We start from the raw sequence: 17,267 nt of genomic DNA on the forward strand, positions 1-17,267 counted from the left end.
GTAGGCCCCTTGGTGGCGGCGGGCTCTAGTATTCAACCTGCACGTCGTGCACGCCCGCATCTGGACGCCAATCGTCCCGCCGGGTCTCTGTCGGTTTCCCGACTATTCGGCCAATGCGCACAGGGGTTTGGCTGATCGCGCCGGCGCCGGAATCGATGTAGTCGTCGTCCTGGGTGGTCAGTAGTGGATTGAAGTCGCGCATCTGGTCCCAGATGATCTTGAGCACTTCGATGTGGGCCCAAAGGAAACGAGCCGACAAAGGCGACTCGAAGGCATCGAGGATACGTTTCTGCTTGTTGGCGCTGCTGTGCTCTTCTCCTACACCGCACCCCGTACCCTTGAGGGCCTGTTTCAATATCGCGGGAGCGAACCCGCCAGGCCCGTTTGTTTCGATGATGACGCGGGGAATCTGGTACTGAATGACCAGCTCGCGTATCTGGTGCACCTGACCGCCAATGATGCGGTCGCGCTCGTCGAACTCGGCAATTTCGCCGGTAAGCCCTTTCGCCAGATGCCAATACAGCTGCCCCCTGGCGTCGGTGAGGATCAGCGAAAAGGCCGAAGCATCCGATTTGATCTTGCCCAGGGAACAGTCCCAGTAAGCGATGGCGCCGACAATCTGCGTCGATCCCAGGTACATGGCCGCCGCGTTGTTGGCGTAGCGCATGGTCGGCTGGACGTCGTAGGGGACGATCCGAGCAGGATCGAGGCGAACCTCTGTTACCGGCTTCGAATGGAGCTGGTACTGCGAGTCCCATTCGTTGATTGTGCGGGTTTCACGCCGGCGGATCTCCAGCGTTGCGAGGTCGAAGCGCTCAGGCCAGGCGCTGCCGGCATAGCAGTCGATCAGCGTGCCGGGCGGCTCAAAGAACGCGATGCCGGTTTTGGTCAACTGGTAGTCAGTGCCCAGCACCAGGACACGGGCGTGTTTGCCGATTCCGGAGAACACGACGTCGGGCACGAACGGCACGTCATAGGCGTGGCGCTTGGCGTCCTCGATCCGAAACTCATGGGCAAACATGCGGATGATCAGGCAGTCGGCCCCCATGCTCTCCAGTTCGTCGTACAGGCTGTCATGGGTGTGCGGTGTGCCGATGTAAAGCTTGCTCCCGCCAGGCACGAGAATGTGCGTCTGCTCGCCCAGGCGATACCGAAGTTTCTCCCGTGCCTCAGGTGTTTGGATGTTGCGCGGCACCTCTACGTCATCGTTCTGGCATTCGTCAGCACGGGCCGAGGTGACGTTAGACAGGATGCCCTTGGCGAACATGCTCGCGTTACGAAAGTCTGCCGCCCCCTCAACCCACCACTGCTCGACGGTGCCCTGGTTGGGCGGGAGCAGATGCCGAGTAAGCGGGTGATTGCGGATTACGTTCTGCGTGTCGCGACTGGTCTTGTAGGCCGTGGGGTCTGATTCGGATTGGTGAAGAATGCGGAACGTCGGGTCCTTGTAATACAGCCAGGCGTTATAGATCGCCAGCAAGGTCGATTTGCCGAAGCCCCGGAAGCAACGCAAAACGGCCAGAGGCCCTTTAGCCTCCAGCCATATCAGTGCTTGGACGTGGATAAACGGCACATCCCAACGCATGCGCCGTGCCCACAGCATGAAGAAAACCAGCAGGCTGACTTTCTTCTCCGGGTCAGTGGACATTCCCGGCCTTCTGCATCCGTTCGATGATGGCCTGTGCCTCTCGTTCGGCGGCAGCTAGCTCTCCATCCAACTCATCAACAGCGTGCCCAGCATCCGGCGCGGGCTTCTGGCGATTCATAATGCCGGCAATGTTCACAACTTTGAGCAGCAGGGTCATGGTGGCGGCGGCGTTCTTCTTGCACCAGTAGCGGTCGCCGCGTTCCTGCTGGGTCAACTCCGCCGGAACTTTCTCGGCGCCCGGCCAGTTGTGCGGGTCAACCTCGGTGATAACAACTTCGCCCAGGCGCTCACTGAGCGCCTGTAGGCGCGTGATCTGATCGTCTCTCATGGTCTCGCTCCCACTGCTGCGCCAAGGTTCGGAGCGCGATCTGGCGCGGTGTCGCCCGGCTCCCACCAATACGATTGATTGAATTCCTTCTTGGCTCGCTTCTTCATGCGGCGCAGGTAGCCGGGGCTGAAATACTCTTGGAGTTGGTTGAAAATCAGGTGGTCTGTTGCCGCCTTCGTGTACCAGAGGTTTGCGGCAGGGGTGTGGGACTTGGCGAACTTCACCAGGTTGCCGCCAACCTGCGGGCCCTTGCCTTCAGCAGCGTTGCCCTTCAGCTTGGAAAGCGCCTCGATGTCGCCGGCAATGGGCCCACCGATTGCGCCGATGAACGACTGTCCGCCTTGGGAAGTGTCCGAAAACAAGAAGTCCCCGTATAGGCCGAGGGCGCCACCCTTCAGCATCGAGGCCAGGCCATAGCGCAGGCCAGGCACGCCAAGGGTGCCGTCATCAGTGATGTCTTTCGGGTCACGCCCTGCCGCGATCTCGCCCAACTGAATCGCCATTCCGCCCAACACGGTGGTGCTGGCGACCAGAGCCCCCAGATACCCGGCCTTGCCCCAACCTTCCTGGGCCATACCGCGCTTGACGTGGCGCAGCACCATGCCAATGGAGAAGCTTTTGAACTGCCAGAACGAGCGCAGCAGCTCGCCCTTGACGGTACCGCGCTCGACGCCGCCGTGCATCATTGCCTTCTCGCGGGCGCCCGGCTCGATGATCGCCATGTTGGTTTCATCGAGAACGGTGCCCAACAGCTTGGTTGCGGCCTGATCCTTGAGGCGCTGCGGGGTGGTCTTGAGCTGCCGCGCCAGCGGCACCAGGTCAGCATTCTTGATGCGGTAGATGCTGTTCGCGGTGAGCACCGTATCGCCGACGCCGCGCCAGTCCTCCGGCTGCGCCAGGCGCCACACGGCCCAATCGGTTTCGGTGACACCCTGGCCGAGCAGACGCTTGCTGTCGGCTGGGTCCATGGCGGCAATGGTCTGGTGCCGGCGGGACATGTCGCCCAGGGTATCCATCATCGTCGCGCCGAAAGCCCGCTGAGTGCCGGCGGTCAACATGTTCAGGCCCGATGCCTGCATGACCTTGCTGGCAGCGGTCTGGCTGAACTTCGAGATTCGCCCGGATATCTGTTCGGTGGTGCCCAGGCCATCGGCGCCCCATCGGTTCAGGCTGCCGATCAACTGATTCAGGCCCAGGCCTGCGCGCTGCGCCATGCGCCGATCCGCTGCACTGGCCGGGTTGAGCATGCGTATCTCGTTGGCGAACACCTTCATCACCGGCATGCCGTTCATGGATGCAGTAAGGCCCAGGGTTCCCTGGTCGGTAACGGACGTCAGGACGGCAGAGCCCAGCCGGCTAGCAACGTTCAAGGCACGATATGTCTCGAATCCGTTGGCGATGGCCGCCGATGCTGGTGGCTCGCGCGTGCCGGCCACTTCTTCGAACAGGTGCTCAATTTTGCGGCGCTGCTTGGCGGTTTTGTCGGCCTTCTTCGGGTCGGCCATGTCCGTTACCTTCTGGCCTTCATCCAGGAAGTACCGCATTTGGTTGGACGGGTTCGGGCCCAGGGCCTCAACCAGGGCAATGTCGCGGGACGCCCGGTCAATGTGACCAATCAGCAGTTCCAGCAGGTTGCGCTCGCCGTAGGCCTTCTGTGCGGCGATGAAGCTTTCCGCGTCCTTGTAGTGGATCTGGCGGGACTCGCTCCCGCGATTGGCGCGCATGCCGTTGCCGGCGGCCTGGCCGGGCTCAAGCTTGTTGATGCCACCGGTGGCCAGGGTCTGCCACGCATGATTCAAGAAGTCGGTCAGCTCGGCATCATTCATTGGCGTGCCGTCTTCCTTGAGGTACTTGCCACGGTTGGCCCACTGCACATGGTCGCCAACCCACTTGGCCTGGTCCTTGGCGACCTTGATTTGCGAGTGATCGCGTGGCATGGACCAATCATCCAGGAACCCGACATCGCCGCCGGCGCGGTTGAAGCGCTGGCGAAGCTGCTCGGCGGTATCCTTGAAGGCCTTGGCTGCGGCCTTTGCTGCGGCGCTACCAGAATCCTGGCCGTGCAGCTCGCGCACCAATGCCAGGTTGCCGGCTTCGTCCTGGAACAGGCCAAGGAACTTGCCCTTGGTCTGGTCGATGACTTCCAGCATGCGGCTGAGCGCGTCGTCACGGATGGCGCGAGTGGCTGACTCGATGGACTGAATGCCGCTCTTGCCGTCGCTGGAAAACGCCAGCAGCCGGTCGAGGCCTTCAAGCGGCTGATCCGGGAACCGCTGCATATAGCTGGCGATGCGGTCGTGGGCCAGGATGGTCAGTGCCACGCGTTTTTTCTTGAGGTTGGCCTCATCCACCAGATCCTTGGCGGACTTGGTGGCGGCTTCATTGAGCCGGTCGGCAGCGGTCTTTGACTGCCAGGCGGGGTCGGTCTGCGCCAATTGCTTCATGTTGCGGCGCACGCGGTTCTCGATGCCCTGGATTTCTGGTTGGGTAAGGGGGCGGCCAATGGCCTGGGTGACGGCCTGGATGCATTCGGGGCGCATGGGCTTGCTCCTGTTGGGATGGGAGCAAGCCTATGGGTCGGGAATAGACGGTTTCCCGACTATTTAGAAACCGCGCTGCAGGAAGCAGGCGGCGGCGGCGGCGAAGCCTCGGGATTCCTCCTGAGCCTTGGCGATATCGGCGTCAGCGCTGGCCATCATTTCTCGGGCAGACACGGTGATAGGGTTGCCGTCTGCATCCATCGCCCCGGTGGAAATACGCATGTCCTCGACCCTGGCCAGGATCTCATCGGCAACCTGAACTTCAGGATCTGATGCAGGTTTGTCCGATATTGATGCAGCATCGGCAGGTTCTGATGCAGGTTTGGCGGGCTCTGATCCGCTTTTCTGCCCTTTTGATGCAGCGGCCACGCTGGCAGCTTCCGGTTTTTCCACTTCCTTTGCGGTGCCAATATCCAGCGGCTTGGCCTGCAACGTCGGCTCGGCGCGCTCGATATCGTCCAGGATTCGACGGATTTCCTGTTGCGCCACCTGGGCCATGCTCAAGCGGGTGTTTCCCTCGGCCACGCCGGCGGCAAGCGGCTTCTTCTCAAAGCCCTGGACGATGGCGTCAGCGCGCTGGCTGATTCGATCCTGGAAGCGCTGCGGAACCTCGCCGCGATCCAGGGCATTCAGGTCGGCACGGGCCAACTCTGCAGATCGGTTGCCGTTGAGACTTTCCCCCAGGGCTGCCTGTCGGTCGGTCAAGGCTTGGCGTTCGGCATCGATCGATTCCCGGGCAGAACGCTCGGCAGCCTTTCGGCTCTGGCCCTGCTGCTGGAACTCTTTTGCTCGAGCACGGAACGTATCGTCCAGCCCTTCCAGGCTGCGGGCTACAGAGGACAGCTCGGCCTTAACGTCGCGCACGTTGGGCAGAATCCCAGCGGCTTCCTGCTCCAGTTCCAGGCGCAAGGTGGGCTCCAAGTCCTGGCGGGCGGTGGCCAGCGCCACGTCACGGCTTGGGGCAACTACCGAGGAATCCTCGGCGGTTCTCAGGAACTCAGCAGAATGAATACTCTCAGGCAGCACCACAGGCTCACCACGGCTCAACTGGCTGATGGCCGTACGAATGGCGTCTTGATGCGCTACCGCCGACCGTGGGTTGATTGGGGCTCCTGGGGCGGTGTCGATGTCGGCGTGCTGGAATGTGCGTTCGCTGAGCGCTGCGTCAACCTGCCGGGTGGTGGGCCGGCGCAGACCTGCGCGCCCGATGCCGAAGAATGCCGCGCCCAGGATGGCGTCGGTGGCGATGGCGGTTCCGTCCATGGCCTGGTACTGCGCAGCCTGAGCGGCGTAGCCGTTGCTCTCCAGCAGCTTGGCAGTAGCGCCACGCCCGGCCATGCCAAGCCCAACGTTCGCTCCCACAGCAATCGCGGCGTCTCCAAGCAGTGGCTTGACGAAACGAGCGGCGGGCAAGGCAGCACCGATGCCCACGGTTGCCGCATCAATGGCGCCCTTGTAGGTCGCCGTCTCTTCGTCCAGGCCTTCAGCCATTCCCACCTGCTTGCCGGAGTAGCCAGCAGGCGCGCCAGCGGCCACCGCCGCTCCCACGGGACCACCCATTGCGGCACCGACCACAGTGCGCGGCAAGACAGCGGCAGCCTCGCCCAGGATCTGGCCGACAACGCCAACCTCAGCAGGATCAGGGCGCAGGTCCATCACTGCTTGGGCCGTGCCCTGCCCCAGGGTTTCCTGGCTGGACCGCTCGGCGCTGGTCACATCAGGAGATCCGCCAAACTTCGGCTCGGGCAGCAACGCGCTGGCGGCCAGATCGAGGCCGCCCTGCCACAACGAGCTGAACCCGGACTCAATGGCGCCGCCGGCCTCAAGCCCACCGCGCAACAAGTTGGGGCCCAGCGTATCCAGGGCGCCAGTGAAGACGCCCGGCTCAGGTCTTTCCTCTGTGCGCTCAAAGCGCTGATCCTGGCTTAACGCCTCGTTTTCTTCGACCAATCCATCAAGCCAGCTCATTTGACTTTCACCACCATAGGTTGCTTGGTCGTCGGGTCGATCTGCACCCGGCCTGCATTCATCAGGTAATACGAACCCTCACGGCCCGGCACTGGCGACAGAGGCATGTCCTCAAGCTGGCTGATCGGGAACTTGGTCCGTTCGGCCATGCCTTGCAGCTCCAGGTCCACGACCTTGTCAAAATCATCATCGGCCATGCCATAGGGCTTGATGACCTTTGCCCCGCCCCGCTCGCTTACGCCGCCGGTTGCCATGTCGATGGCCGCTTGGGCGGTATCGCCGTCCAGATCCTCGCCTTCGCCATAAGCAAGCCCCTTTGCCGCTGCGGTGCCTGCATACAGGGATTTGAAGGCCAAATAGGCCTGTTCCCGTTGCGGCGTGCCCGGGGCAAGCGACGTGCCCACATGCTCTTCGAAGGCCTCGCGAAAGATGGTGTCTTTCGGCAGCGGCACCGACTTGTCCGCCAGCACCTTGCCGCCGGCGAGCAGCATCTTGGGAACGTCGGTACCGTCCTGCCCCTTGAGCCCACGGAACTGGGCCATGCCGGCCAGCACCGTGATCGGCTGATCGGCTATCAGCGGCTTGATGGCAGCGGCATAATCGGCCCCGGATGGCGAAGAAGCGGCAATAGCCCCCAGCAACTGCAGCTTGGTTCCATCGTCGGCCTGGGCCATCACCGATGACAACATGGCGGTCTCTTCCGGCTTAAACGGGACGCGGGCCACCTCGGGGCCGTATGCCTTGCGCACGGCTTTCACCACGTCGAAGCGCTCGGCGATCTGCTCTCCCAGCCTGGCCTGGCCCTCTGGCGTGGTGATGCCGCTGACGTCCAGGGGCGCCACGTCCTGGCCGGTGCGCATGGCGTTAAAGGTCAGCGGATTGTCGCGCAAGAGCTTGATGTTGTTGTCGATGGCAGATTGCAGACGGGCCACGTTGGCCTGCTGGGTGACGCTGGCGCCGTTCTTTGCCATGTCCAGGCGCATCTGGTCCACGTACTGCTGTTGCACGGCGATGGGCTGGCGCAGCAGCTTTTGCGACTCGACCATTTCACCCATGCGGGCGTTGAACTCGCCAGCCAGGGAGGTGCCGGACAAGGCCGACTTCCACCGCTGCTGGTCCGCTGGCGTTGGCGGAACGCCAGTCGAGGCCTGGCGGTCCATTTGACTGAGGATCCGCTCAGCCTTCATTTCCCGCATTTCGGCCTGGCGCTGCTGCTGCTCTTTGACCTGGAAGATGCGGCCACTGACGGTGTTGAGCAACTGATTGCGCTTCTCAGGGTCCAGTTTCCTGGCGTAGAACCCATCCTCGGCGGTGAGATCGTGCTCAAGCTTTTGCAGGCTGCCGATGCTTTCCTTGGACTCGATAACCCGCTGAGTTGCGTGGGTTGTCCAGTTGTCATCCTTGAACTCTTGCTTCTTGCTGGCCCAGGCCTCACCGAACGCCAGGCGCCCGGCCACGTCGATGTCTTCGGCATCCATGCGGGCGTTGATCTGGTCAACGTTTGCACCAGGCAGCGCAGCGTCCTTGCCTAGCATGTCCATGCGCGATGTCAGGTCGCTTTGCGCGGCCAGGATACGACCCTTGCCGGATGCTTCACGGACCTTATCCAGGCCGCCCAACTGTAAGCGCTTGAGGGAGTTGCCTATTTCGCCTTGCTGAGCCTGGTCAAGCCCTGGCGTTTCGAGTGCCGGCAGCTTCGCGACGGCAGCCTGGTAGGCCTCCTCCGATTTCTCATAGCTCAGTTGGCCGGTGCGCATCTGCTCGTCGAGGTCAGCGGCAATGGTCTTGATCTGCGATTCCCGGTCGATCAGTGCGTTGCTGGCCTTCACCCGGGACAGGGCTTGATTCTCCTTGTTGACCTGGTCCAAGTAGCCAAGCGCAACGTTCTGAACAGTTGACGCAGCCTGCTGGGCTGCCTGTCCCTGCGCTCGGCTATCAACCTGAATGACACGGTTCTGTGGGGTTTCCTGTTGGACGTTGACCTGCCCAAAGTTGCCCAGTGGTATCTGTGCCATCAGGTGTTCCCCCCGGCCTGCGTGACGGTTCCGTTGCGGCCTGCCGCCGATGCCTTCCAGGACATGCCAGTCTGGGCGCCGGCGGAAAGAACGGTGCCGATCGATTGTGAGTTGGCGGCTGACCTGGCCTGCTTGCCGGCTAGCGAGTAGTTGCTTGCATCGTTGTAGAGCCTGGTCTGCTGGTTGCGACCGTTGAAGATCGTCAGCGCCGCGTCTTCCTCGGCATTGCCGATGATCTCTTCGTTGATGTTGATCGCAGTGCCGGCACCCACCTCGACGCCAGAGGCGGCTAGCGCGGCGTTGGCCTCGCTTGCCTGAGTGCGTGCAAGTCGCCGAATCCGGTCGGCCTGCACCACGGCAGCACTTGCTGCAGTGTCGGCATCAGCCTTGGCCTGATCGCTTTGTGCATCAGCGTTAAGCTGGGCCTGCTTGCCTTGTTGCTGGGTTGAGTACACCGAATACACGGTGGCTGCGGCTATTGCGGCGTATGCGTATGCCGAATAGGCCGCATATCCTGCTGCTCCAACTGCCATGATTAGATCTCCATCATCAAGAGGGGGCCGATGTTGCGCAGGCCCTGAGATTCATAAAGGCGGGTTGTTCCCTCAATGTTTACGCCGGTGCCGATACCCATGTGGATTTGCTTGGCGCCCTTGATCTTGGCCCACTCCTTGAAGGTCTGGATCAAGCGGATGGCCGTGATCCCGCTACGCTTGGCAGGCTCTATGAAGAGCGAATAGTCATAGGCGATAAGGTCATGGCTGAACCACTGGTCGATGATGCCGCCAGCCATGCCGCCAACTACCTCACCGCCCACCTCTGCAACGAAAATAACCCCCGCCCCGTTGATCAGCTCATGCAGAAAAGCCCCGGTTTTATTGGGGCAGAAGGACATCTTCGAATAGTCGCTTGTCGCATGCAGCAGGGTGGCAAGCTCAACTAGTCGAGGTACATCGGAGTGTTTGGCGGGCCGAATCATGGCGGGTTACCTCAATCGTTGAACGTGGCTTTCTTGATGACGCTCAGAAGCTGGAAGGGCAAAGGCTGCTCTTGGGTGATGGTTATCGACGCCTGCCCTCGCTCCCACCCCAGGTTCTCCATGCGATGAACGCCGGTGAACAGTTCGGGGGGCTGGTCCAGAGTTCCGGCACCGGTCGAGCGGAACGCAATGATCTGGCCGTTGACCTTGCAGCCGGTGGTCTCCAGGAAGCGCAGGGTTATCTCCCCAATGCGCATGCTGTTTCCCTGCACGCTGCCGGTGCTGCCCTGAACTTCTGGCGTCAATGTCTTGATCTTCGTAACGAAGTTGAGGCCGATCTGCACGTACCTGGCGGGACGTGGCAGCGTCACCTGCCCGCCCACCACCGTCTGCTGCTGCATGACAATGCCGTCAGCGACGATGTCCACGGTCTTGCCTTCAAGGTGGGCCAGGCCGCCCCAGGTCACGGGCTTGGCCTCGTCGATGGCGAATACGCCGCTATCCACCCGTATGCCTTGGTTGAACCGCTCGATGTAGCGAACGTTCTGGCCGTTGACCGTGCGGCGCACAATGCACCAAACCTGATCGCCGTCAGGGATCGGGATGGATGCGCAGGACTCAAAGGCGCCATCAGTGATCTGGCGCGCCCAGCCGATGACATCCTGGTCGCGGTCAACGGTCATGGTCGCCATGACGCCATCCGCACGCACCAGGTACAGGATCGATTCAGGTTCCTGCTGGTAGGCCATATCAACGATGCCGGACTTGGTGGCGTGCTCGGACAGGATCGACATGTCAGGCGAACCGAACGTGTCGGAGTCGTACTTGTAGGCCATGGCCCGGAGCTTGCGGTTGGCGCGCTGGACAAAATACAGCTCATTGCCAATCCGCACCGGACGCACGCGGTTGCAGCCATAGACCGAAGGGTTCTTTGCCCGGATGTTGGTTGGAGTGATGGCCTTCTCCACACCACCACTGACGGTGAACTCACCGCCATAGGTCAGCGGGACCAGGGCATTGATCTGTCCCATGTGAAGAATCGGGTTGATCTGGTCAGAGGACAGGTTGTAGGACAAGGCGTCATCGTCCTTGGTCCCCAGTTCGAAGTTCAGGTACTCGCCAGTGCGCGACTCCCAAATAGTCTGTGGGTAGTTCACAGAGCCGCCCAGGGCAAGCCGCTGTTCATACAGCGTGCCGGCGCCCGGGTAGCCGTCGATGTCGTTCCAGACAGATGCCTCAAGCGACCAGGCGTTGGCCGGCGATGCAACGGCAGACGTTGGTGCTGAACGAATGATCCCGGAAACCACTGTGGGACTGGTGTAAACGCTGATCTCCAGAAGGCCGCTGTTGATCTTGACGAACTTGCCCACGTCGTTAGAACGCCAGCCAGCAGCCCCCAGCGTCATGGTGACAACGCCGCCCACGGGAGTGGCAGCGCTTAGGGTGTTTGTGGTCTGTGGCGAGCCCTTGAGCGACCAGGTAGGGCGCACGGCTGCGGTGAAGGCGTTGAGGACTTCAACAGTCACCACCGTGGCGCTGGTGAAGGCGGTGATCTTCGCCACACCGCCACCGGACCAGATTTCGCGATCAACGTCGGATGCCAGGAATGCAGAAACGGCCGAGGTGGCCGTGCGTCCAGTGCCGACCGTTGGATCGCTGAGCGTGAGCGAGGTGGTGAAGTCGATGCCCTTCTCATCGAAGGGCTTGGTTACGAATGGCGCAGGGGCAAGGCTCCACTCGGTATCCGCAAGCCGGCGCAGGCGATGCACAGGGACGCCATTGTTGAAGATGAACATGGTGTCCGCACCCTGCACATAGTCCACCCGATCAAGCACGGTGTGGCTGTAGGGGCTGGCCAGCTCAACACCGGTGTAGGTGCCGTTCGGGTAGTAGATCCTCACGTAGAAATCGCCGAACTCGCACATGTAGGCCTGCTCGGTGTTGAACACGTAGGGGATCAATCGGCACTTCTTGTCAGCGAACTTTGCCGCCGCAACGAACAGAGTGCCATCCCGGCGGATTGCGCCACCGTGAATGACAGGCCAGGCGTTCTCTATGATCTCGGCGCCGTTCTGGTAGCGGGCCAGGTCTACCCGGCCCAGCATGCGCGGGGAAACCTCGCCGGCGGTGAAGTTGGTTTGAACGAGCGTCAGGCGAGCCATTACCAATAACTCCCAAAGCGGGAGGCAAGCAGGCGCTCATCGCCCAGCATTTGCGGCGGATCTTCCTGGCCATCGACGGCGCGGGCCCGGCGCTTCTCCTGTTCGAGTTCTTGCCCCAGCGACTGCTGCAAGGCTGCGGACTGGGTCACGGGATAAGCCAGCACGGCGGCCATAGCCAGCGTGACAAGCTTGACCAGGCTCGAATCCCAAGTGCTTTCCACCTCGTTGCGGAACACGTAGCGCAGCTCCAGCACGGTGGTGTTGGCCTGGATGCTACGGCCCTCGACCAGGTAATCGATCTGTTGGCCAGCGGTGCCCACCTCCAGAACGCGCATGAAGTCGGCAGGCAGCTCAAAGGCATGCTCATAACCGAACGCAGGCGCAGCAGCGTCAGGCGCCAGAACAGCCCGCTTGATGCAGCAGTTCCACGGGTGCTGGCGCAGCATGTCGTCGCGCACGGTGGGATACAGGTTGGCGCAGAGCTTGGCCCGGTCCAGGTTCAACTGGTCGTTGAAATCGTTGATGGTCTGCGCACCCAACATCAACAGGGCGTTGGAACAAATCGAAACACCGGTGGCCATGCTCATCTCCAACCTCCAGATAAAAAGACCGGGGCACTAGGCCCCGGTAAATTGATTGCCTTCCCTGGCCGCCTCGATGATTAGTTGCCGTCGATGTACTGCAAACGCAGAACAACGGTGCCGGCGCCGGTTGCGGCAGCGGTCAGCGTGATTGCCACGTCGTACTGCTTGCCAGGGTCAGCAGCGAGACCCAGGGCCTGCCACAGGGGTTTCTCGACGTCGGCCAGGCCGAAGCCAGCGCCAGCGTCGGCAGCGTCGGCTTCGTGCCCAACGTCCACGTTGACCAGCGCAGCGGTAAGGGCCTGGGCCGAGGCGAAGAAGTCAACGTCCACAACGGCGCCGGCATTGACAGCCGAAACGTCGTAGATGCCGATGTCACCGACAGCAGTGGTGATCGCATCGCAGGACAGCAGCAGCCGGGACACACGGTCCACGGAGTTGATGCGCATCAGGCGATACACCGAACCGATGGAGTCCGCGGCGCCAGCCTCGATCACGCCAACGCGCTCACGAATGCGGCCACCGTCGATACGCTGCGGCGACAGGGTTTGTGGGAGCGCGTCAGCATTGGTGACGGCGGTGGATTTGGTGGTTACTACAGCCATGGTTCATTGCTCCTGATCAGATGGAGGGAAGGCAGCGCCTGAGCCTTACGACTCAAGGGCTGCTATTTCCACAACCTTTTCTTCTTCCACCCGCACGGAGCCGATGGACATCTTGCCGTAGATACGGACGTTGAAGCCCTTGCCCGGATCCTCGCCCACCTTGGTGGTGATGTCGGCGCCTTTGCCCAGCGTTACGCCGGACTTGGCCCAGGCGTAGAGCAAGCGGGTGCTGCCGGACAATGGGGTACGCTCGGTCGGAATCCAGGTGAAGCCCATCCACTTGCCTTCAACGTCGCCATCCTCGAGGAACTTGCCAGCCATGTAGTCGGCACTGGTCAAGGTCGGGTCGGCCAGGATGTCGGCAGCAGCAGAAGCGCTGTAGGTGATGTACAGCTCTTCGCCGTTGTGGTTGTCCGCCTCGTTGCGACGGAACAGCTTGCGGGCCTGGATGATCTTGGCCTTGGTCAGGCCGGTGCCGCCTACGGCGATCTTCTGCGCGGTCGGCAAGATGATGTTGCCGGTGGTGGCGCGGGAGTTGCCGCCCATGGACGCGATGATTACGTCGTCCTTGGCGCGGTTGAGCGAGGCAACCATGGCCTTGACGTAGTCCGAGGTTGGATCAACCAACATACGGATCTTGTCTTGGTCGTCGAGCATGTCGCCATCTTCCCAGTCGAACAGGTCCACAAAGCGCGTGCTGTGTGGTTGGTCGTTGATCGGGGTGTCGCCGTGGCGAGTGGTGCGGCGCTTGGCGGTACGCTGGCCCAGGCGGTTGATGGACTTGGACATGCCGACGATGTTTGGCTCGACGGTAACGCGGGTTTCAAGCCGCGAGGTCATTTGCTGCGCCAGGTGGCGGAAGTTGTCGCCGAACTGCTGGACGAAGGCTTCGGTGATTTGAAAGGACATACGATGCACTCCAATGCAGATAAATGGGTTGCCTGCCGGGTATCCGCATTCGCGGGCCGGGGTTCCTGGCGTGCATCGGCTTTGCTGCGCCTCGGGGCTTTCCGGGTATCTGCGTGCCATCGCAGGCCGGCCCATTGCTGGGATGCCTGCGATGTTTGTGCATGGGAGGTGTCGGTTTCCCGACTATTTGCGGCGGGGATCAGAAGCGGGATTTGGTCTTGTTGAATCGCTGGTCGTACATGGCATCGAGCTGGGCCTTGACGCCGGCGCGCTTCGGATCATGCTGCGGCAGTGCTTCGAGCTGGGCGCGCAACTCGGCAGTCTTGACTGCGAAGTCACCGTCGTTAACCACTCCACCACCGTTGATGGGCGTGTCCTCCTTGAGTTCCTTGCCAATGTTGGCGGTGAAGGCGATGAAGTCGGGGTCGTTGCCATACTTGCTCATCAGCGCCTGGAAGTTGCCCGGCTTGCCGGCCTCGCTGGCGAAGGTCTCGGCAGCGCGATAGGACGCGGTCACGTTGGCTTTCATGGCCGCATCATCGGTCCACACGGCCTTGAGGGCGGCAGTACAGTCCTGGGTGGACAACTGCACACCACCCTCGATCAGGCCTGGCGCCGCCTTCATGTACTCGCCGATGACGTACTGCACCTGATCATTGGTCAGGCCCTTGGCGTGGGCCCCCTTGAGGAATGATTGGGTATTCTCGTCGGCCTTGAACTCGTCCCAGTTGAAGCCTTCGACGCCCTCCAGCTTGACCGCGTATTCGTCGGCGGTCTTGGGCGGTACATCACCGGACCCCATGCGGGTCTCTAGGTGCTTGTACGCTTCGGCAACCTTGCGCGACGATGCTTCCAGGTCAAGGCTGCCGTCCTCTTTGTTGGTCCGGTACTTCTCGGGGATAAAGTCAACGGTTGCGCCGCTGCCCAGCACAGAAGCGGCAGGCGGTGCCGGAGTGGCCGGCGGTGTGGTCACTGTGGATGGATCGCCACTCTCGCCAGCCTCGGCCATCAGTGCAAAGCCCATAAAGCGAATGAAGCCGTTCTTGAAGCGCATCGTTATTCCCCTTGTTCGTCGTTATCGTTGGCGTCTTCTTGCACGCCGTTGGCGCGGTTGATCCGCAAAACAATGTGATCGAGCACCTCGCGGTGCCCGGATTGCTGGTAGGTCTTGAGAATGGCGTCGATGCCGCCGATGGTGCAGGCGTTGCGGGCGAAGCGCTGAATCAGCAGCTCCAACACGACCCGACCTTCGTGGTGATCCTCGAACACCCGCTTGAACATCGCGTCGATCTGCTCAGGTGTCAGGTTCATGCTGCTGCCCCTTGCTGCTTGAGCGCGGCCTCACCGGCCTGCTGCTGCATCATTTGCTGTTGGGCTTGCTCTTGCTGGGCCTGGATGGCTGCGGCTCGATCCTCGCGGAGCTTGTCGCGGTCTGCCTTGCTGCGGATGACAGACGACGGCACGCCCAGGGCCTCGCCCTTGAAGCGCTGGGCCTCGTCCATATCGATGTTGTCCATGACAGTCGGGTCGGCCTGAGCAACGATCAGCGCGCCCTGAATGAACTGGTCAATCGCCGTGACTTCCTCAAGCTTCTGCGACCGGGCGAGCGGCGACAGGTAACGCACGGTGAAGTTGCGCCCGGCCAGCGACTCAGGCGCAGCGCCCAGCACACCAGCGCGGTAGGCGATGCCAAAGCACCGCTCTACCAGGGGTTGCAGATACTCGGTCTGGAGACGGCCATAGACCGGCCCCAGCAACTGGCGGATCAGGTTCACCCGCACGTGCACCTCGGTTGCCGTCATTGCCGGGCCGTCCTGGGCCTGGAGCTGGTCGGCCATCAGGATCTTGCGGATGGAAGCCTGCAAGCGGGCGATCTTGGTTTCCGCATACTGGAAGTTCGAGCCGCTTTGCAGGGGCTTCATGCTGTCAACGCTGTTGGCAACGATGATCTTGCGCGGCCCGACCTTGACAGTTCGAGGGTTGAGAACGCCGTCATCCTCGGCAATCCACATCCCGGCGATAGCCAGGTCTCCGGCTGCCAGGTCCATCCTGCAGAGTTCGTTCAGGGTGCGAGCGTCGGGCAGTGCATCGAACACCGGGCCCACCGCATACACGCTGTTTGGGATCATCATCCAGCGCGGCACCACCACCGGCATTTCGTGATAGCCCGACTCGCTGACCAGGTGCTTGGCTTCCACCTCGACCTTGCAGGATGCGATAGGCATGTTCTTGGCCAGCTTGGCGCCGACCATGTACGTGGTGCGCGGGTAGATGGCGTGAACGAACTGCACCAGTTCCTGCGGCTTGTCCTTCGCCAGCTTGCGGGTGTTCTCGCTGAGGTTGTCTTCGCCGAACTCGTTTACCGCCTGCTCTGCCGTGAGCTTGTACTCCCGATACACGGTATCGATCTTGCCGCCGGCCTTGGACGCCGAGGCGTACACGCTCGCGATAGGCCACAGATCGAACGTAAAGCCGCCCTTCTCCATGTCCTGATCGATGTACAGGGCAAACCACCCAGCGCACACAACGTCGATAAGCCCCTCAAAGGCGGCTGCGTCGAAGTTGGATGCGTGGATGTTCTGCCAGAGGATGTCGGCGGAGCCGTCCAGCCACCGGCGTTCCTCGTCGGTTTCCTGGCCAACGTCCATGCCAAACCACAGGGAGTTCGCCGGGGTCAGGCCCGACATGATGCCGGACGATAGGATGCGGGCCGCGTCCGTGGTGGTCCCGTCGATCATCCTGGCCTTACGCATCTGCGCTTCCATGGCCGTGATCTGCTCAGTGCAAAAGCCACTGCCCCGGATTGGGTAGCTGTGGTCAAAGCAATCGCGCCAGACCGTCTCATGCGGCGAGCGAAGAGACTTCAGGGTGCTCAGCGTTTTGGCGATCTGGTCTGCGTTCATGAGCCGAGAGTCCTCTTACCTTGCTCCAGCACACTGCCGGCGGCGCCGGCGGATGACAGCAGGCTGCTTTCCTGCTTGCGCTTCTTGCGGGTTGCGGTTTCGGCGTTGGCCTTCTGCGCTGCCAGGTCGGCGGCCTTCTGCGCTTCGACCTGCGGGTCAGGCGCGGCAACAACCTTTGGCCTCTTTGGTCTACTTCCCATGTCGTTACTCCTTGACCTTTGGTTCAGGGCACAGCCAACCATCGGGGGTCATGACTGCCTGTTTGAGGGTGGTTGGGTCCACGGCACCGGCAGCCGCGGGCTTTGGTGTTTCCAGCGCTTCCCGGTCGCCATTGCGCTGGGCATCGAGGACGAGGGGTTCGCCGCCGGCGTTCATGCGCTCGACCTCGGCGATGATCGATACCTTGTCGCCAACGAAATCACCCACGCGGGTGGCCTGGGCGTCATTGGTCACGACGTGCCACCGACCGCCGGCGCTGTGCTTAGCGACGTACAGCGGTGGCTGAGCTGTGGCGGTGCTGGACTCGTTGGCGTCTGGATTGCCGCTGGCTGGAGCAATCGGCGACATGGTGGCGAGGGGTTCGCCGGGGGTCTGCGGGGTAAGGTCTGGTGCTGGCATGGGATGGGCCT

General features: G+C 61.9%; 16 protein-coding genes. All 16 read right to left on the minus strand.

All coding sequences use genetic code 11. From position 1 onward, the window contains the following. Positions 1 to 25: 25 nt before the first annotated feature. The 16 genes from terL to BLO97_RS21850 all read right to left on the minus strand — a co-directional run bounded on the left by terL (position 26) and on the right by BLO97_RS21850 (position 17,256). Positions 26 to 1,648 (minus strand): phage terminase large subunit, encoded by a 1,623-nt coding sequence (gene terL / locus BLO97_RS21775; protein ID WP_092348001.1) that lies wholly within the window; start codon positions 1,646 to 1,648, stop codon positions 26 to 28. Beyond that, on the minus strand, positions 1,638 to 1,976 hold the full coding sequence (locus BLO97_RS21780; RefSeq protein ID WP_092348004.1) for a hypothetical protein: 339 nt from the start codon (positions 1,974 to 1,976) through the stop codon (positions 1,638 to 1,640). Before BLO97_RS21780 ends, terL begins: the two co-directional genes overlap by 11 nt. Beyond that, positions 1,973 to 4,516, minus strand: coding sequence for a hypothetical protein (locus tag BLO97_RS21785; RefSeq protein ID WP_092348007.1), 2,544 nt, complete (start codon positions 4,514 to 4,516; stop codon positions 1,973 to 1,975). Before BLO97_RS21785 ends, BLO97_RS21780 begins: the two co-directional genes overlap by 4 nt. Positions 4,517 to 4,579: 63 nt before the next feature. Then, positions 4,580 to 6,484 (minus strand): hypothetical protein, encoded by a 1,905-nt coding sequence (locus BLO97_RS21790; RefSeq protein WP_092348009.1) that lies wholly within the window; start codon positions 6,482 to 6,484, stop codon positions 4,580 to 4,582. Next, a complete protein-coding gene (locus BLO97_RS21795) occupies positions 6,481 to 8,499 on the minus strand; it encodes a hypothetical protein (RefSeq protein WP_092348012.1) in 2,019 nt (672 codons plus the stop codon). Before BLO97_RS21795 ends, BLO97_RS21790 begins: the two co-directional genes overlap by 4 nt. After that, positions 8,499 to 9,032 carry a hypothetical protein gene (locus BLO97_RS21800; protein ID WP_092348015.1) on the minus strand — a complete coding sequence of 178 codons (534 nt, stop codon included), beginning with the start codon at positions 9,030 to 9,032 and terminating at the stop codon, positions 8,499 to 8,501. Before BLO97_RS21800 ends, BLO97_RS21795 begins: the two co-directional genes overlap by 1 nt. Before the next feature lie 2 nt (positions 9,033 to 9,034). Then, a complete protein-coding gene (locus BLO97_RS21805) occupies positions 9,035 to 9,478 on the minus strand; it encodes a GNAT family N-acetyltransferase (protein WP_092348018.1) in 444 nt (147 codons plus the stop codon). Between the two features lie 11 nt (positions 9,479 to 9,489). After that, on the minus strand, positions 9,490 to 11,640 hold the full coding sequence (locus tag BLO97_RS21810) for a phage tail protein (RefSeq protein WP_092348021.1): 2,151 nt from the start codon (positions 11,638 to 11,640) through the stop codon (positions 9,490 to 9,492). After that, entirely contained in the window at positions 11,640 to 12,227 is a 588-nt protein-coding gene (locus BLO97_RS21815; RefSeq protein WP_218189621.1) for a phage connector family protein, read from the minus strand. The genes BLO97_RS21810 and BLO97_RS21815 overlap by 1 nt, the downstream gene beginning before the upstream one ends. Before the next feature lie 74 nt (positions 12,228 to 12,301). Next, positions 12,302 to 12,826, minus strand: coding sequence for a hypothetical protein (locus BLO97_RS21820; protein WP_092348025.1), 525 nt, complete (start codon positions 12,824 to 12,826; stop codon positions 12,302 to 12,304). Between the two features lie 45 nt (positions 12,827 to 12,871). Then, complete coding sequence (locus tag BLO97_RS21825) at positions 12,872 to 13,735, minus strand: phage capsid protein (protein ID WP_175489859.1); 864 nt, start codon at positions 13,733 to 13,735, stop codon at positions 12,872 to 12,874. 199 nt (positions 13,736 to 13,934) lie between these two features. Next, complete coding sequence (locus tag BLO97_RS21830; protein ID WP_092348031.1) at positions 13,935 to 14,789, minus strand: hypothetical protein; 855 nt, start codon at positions 14,787 to 14,789, stop codon at positions 13,935 to 13,937. Between the two features lie 2 nt (positions 14,790 to 14,791). Further along, entirely contained in the window at positions 14,792 to 15,046 is a 255-nt protein-coding gene (locus BLO97_RS21835) for a Bbp19 family protein (RefSeq protein ID WP_092348034.1), read from the minus strand. Further along, the gene (locus BLO97_RS21840; RefSeq protein WP_092348037.1) at positions 15,043 to 16,638 is read right to left on the minus strand and encodes a portal protein; all 1,596 of its coding nucleotides are present in this window, start codon (positions 16,636 to 16,638) and stop codon (positions 15,043 to 15,045) included. Before BLO97_RS21840 ends, BLO97_RS21835 begins: the two co-directional genes overlap by 4 nt. Further along, positions 16,635 to 16,838 (minus strand): hypothetical protein, encoded by a 204-nt coding sequence (locus BLO97_RS21845; protein ID WP_092348040.1) that lies wholly within the window; start codon positions 16,836 to 16,838, stop codon positions 16,635 to 16,637. The genes BLO97_RS21840 and BLO97_RS21845 overlap by 4 nt, the downstream gene beginning before the upstream one ends. A gap of 4 nt (positions 16,839 to 16,842) precedes the next feature. Next, positions 16,843 to 17,256, minus strand: a complete 414-nt coding sequence (locus BLO97_RS21850; protein ID WP_092348043.1) for a hypothetical protein — start codon at positions 17,254 to 17,256, stop codon at positions 16,843 to 16,845. Between the last annotated feature and the right edge of the window lie 11 nt (positions 17,257 to 17,267).

This window comes from Pseudomonas sp. NFACC05-1 (genome assembly GCF_900100135.1).
Taxonomy (GTDB): Bacteria; Pseudomonadota; Gammaproteobacteria; order Pseudomonadales; family Pseudomonadaceae; genus Aquipseudomonas; species Aquipseudomonas fluorescens_Q.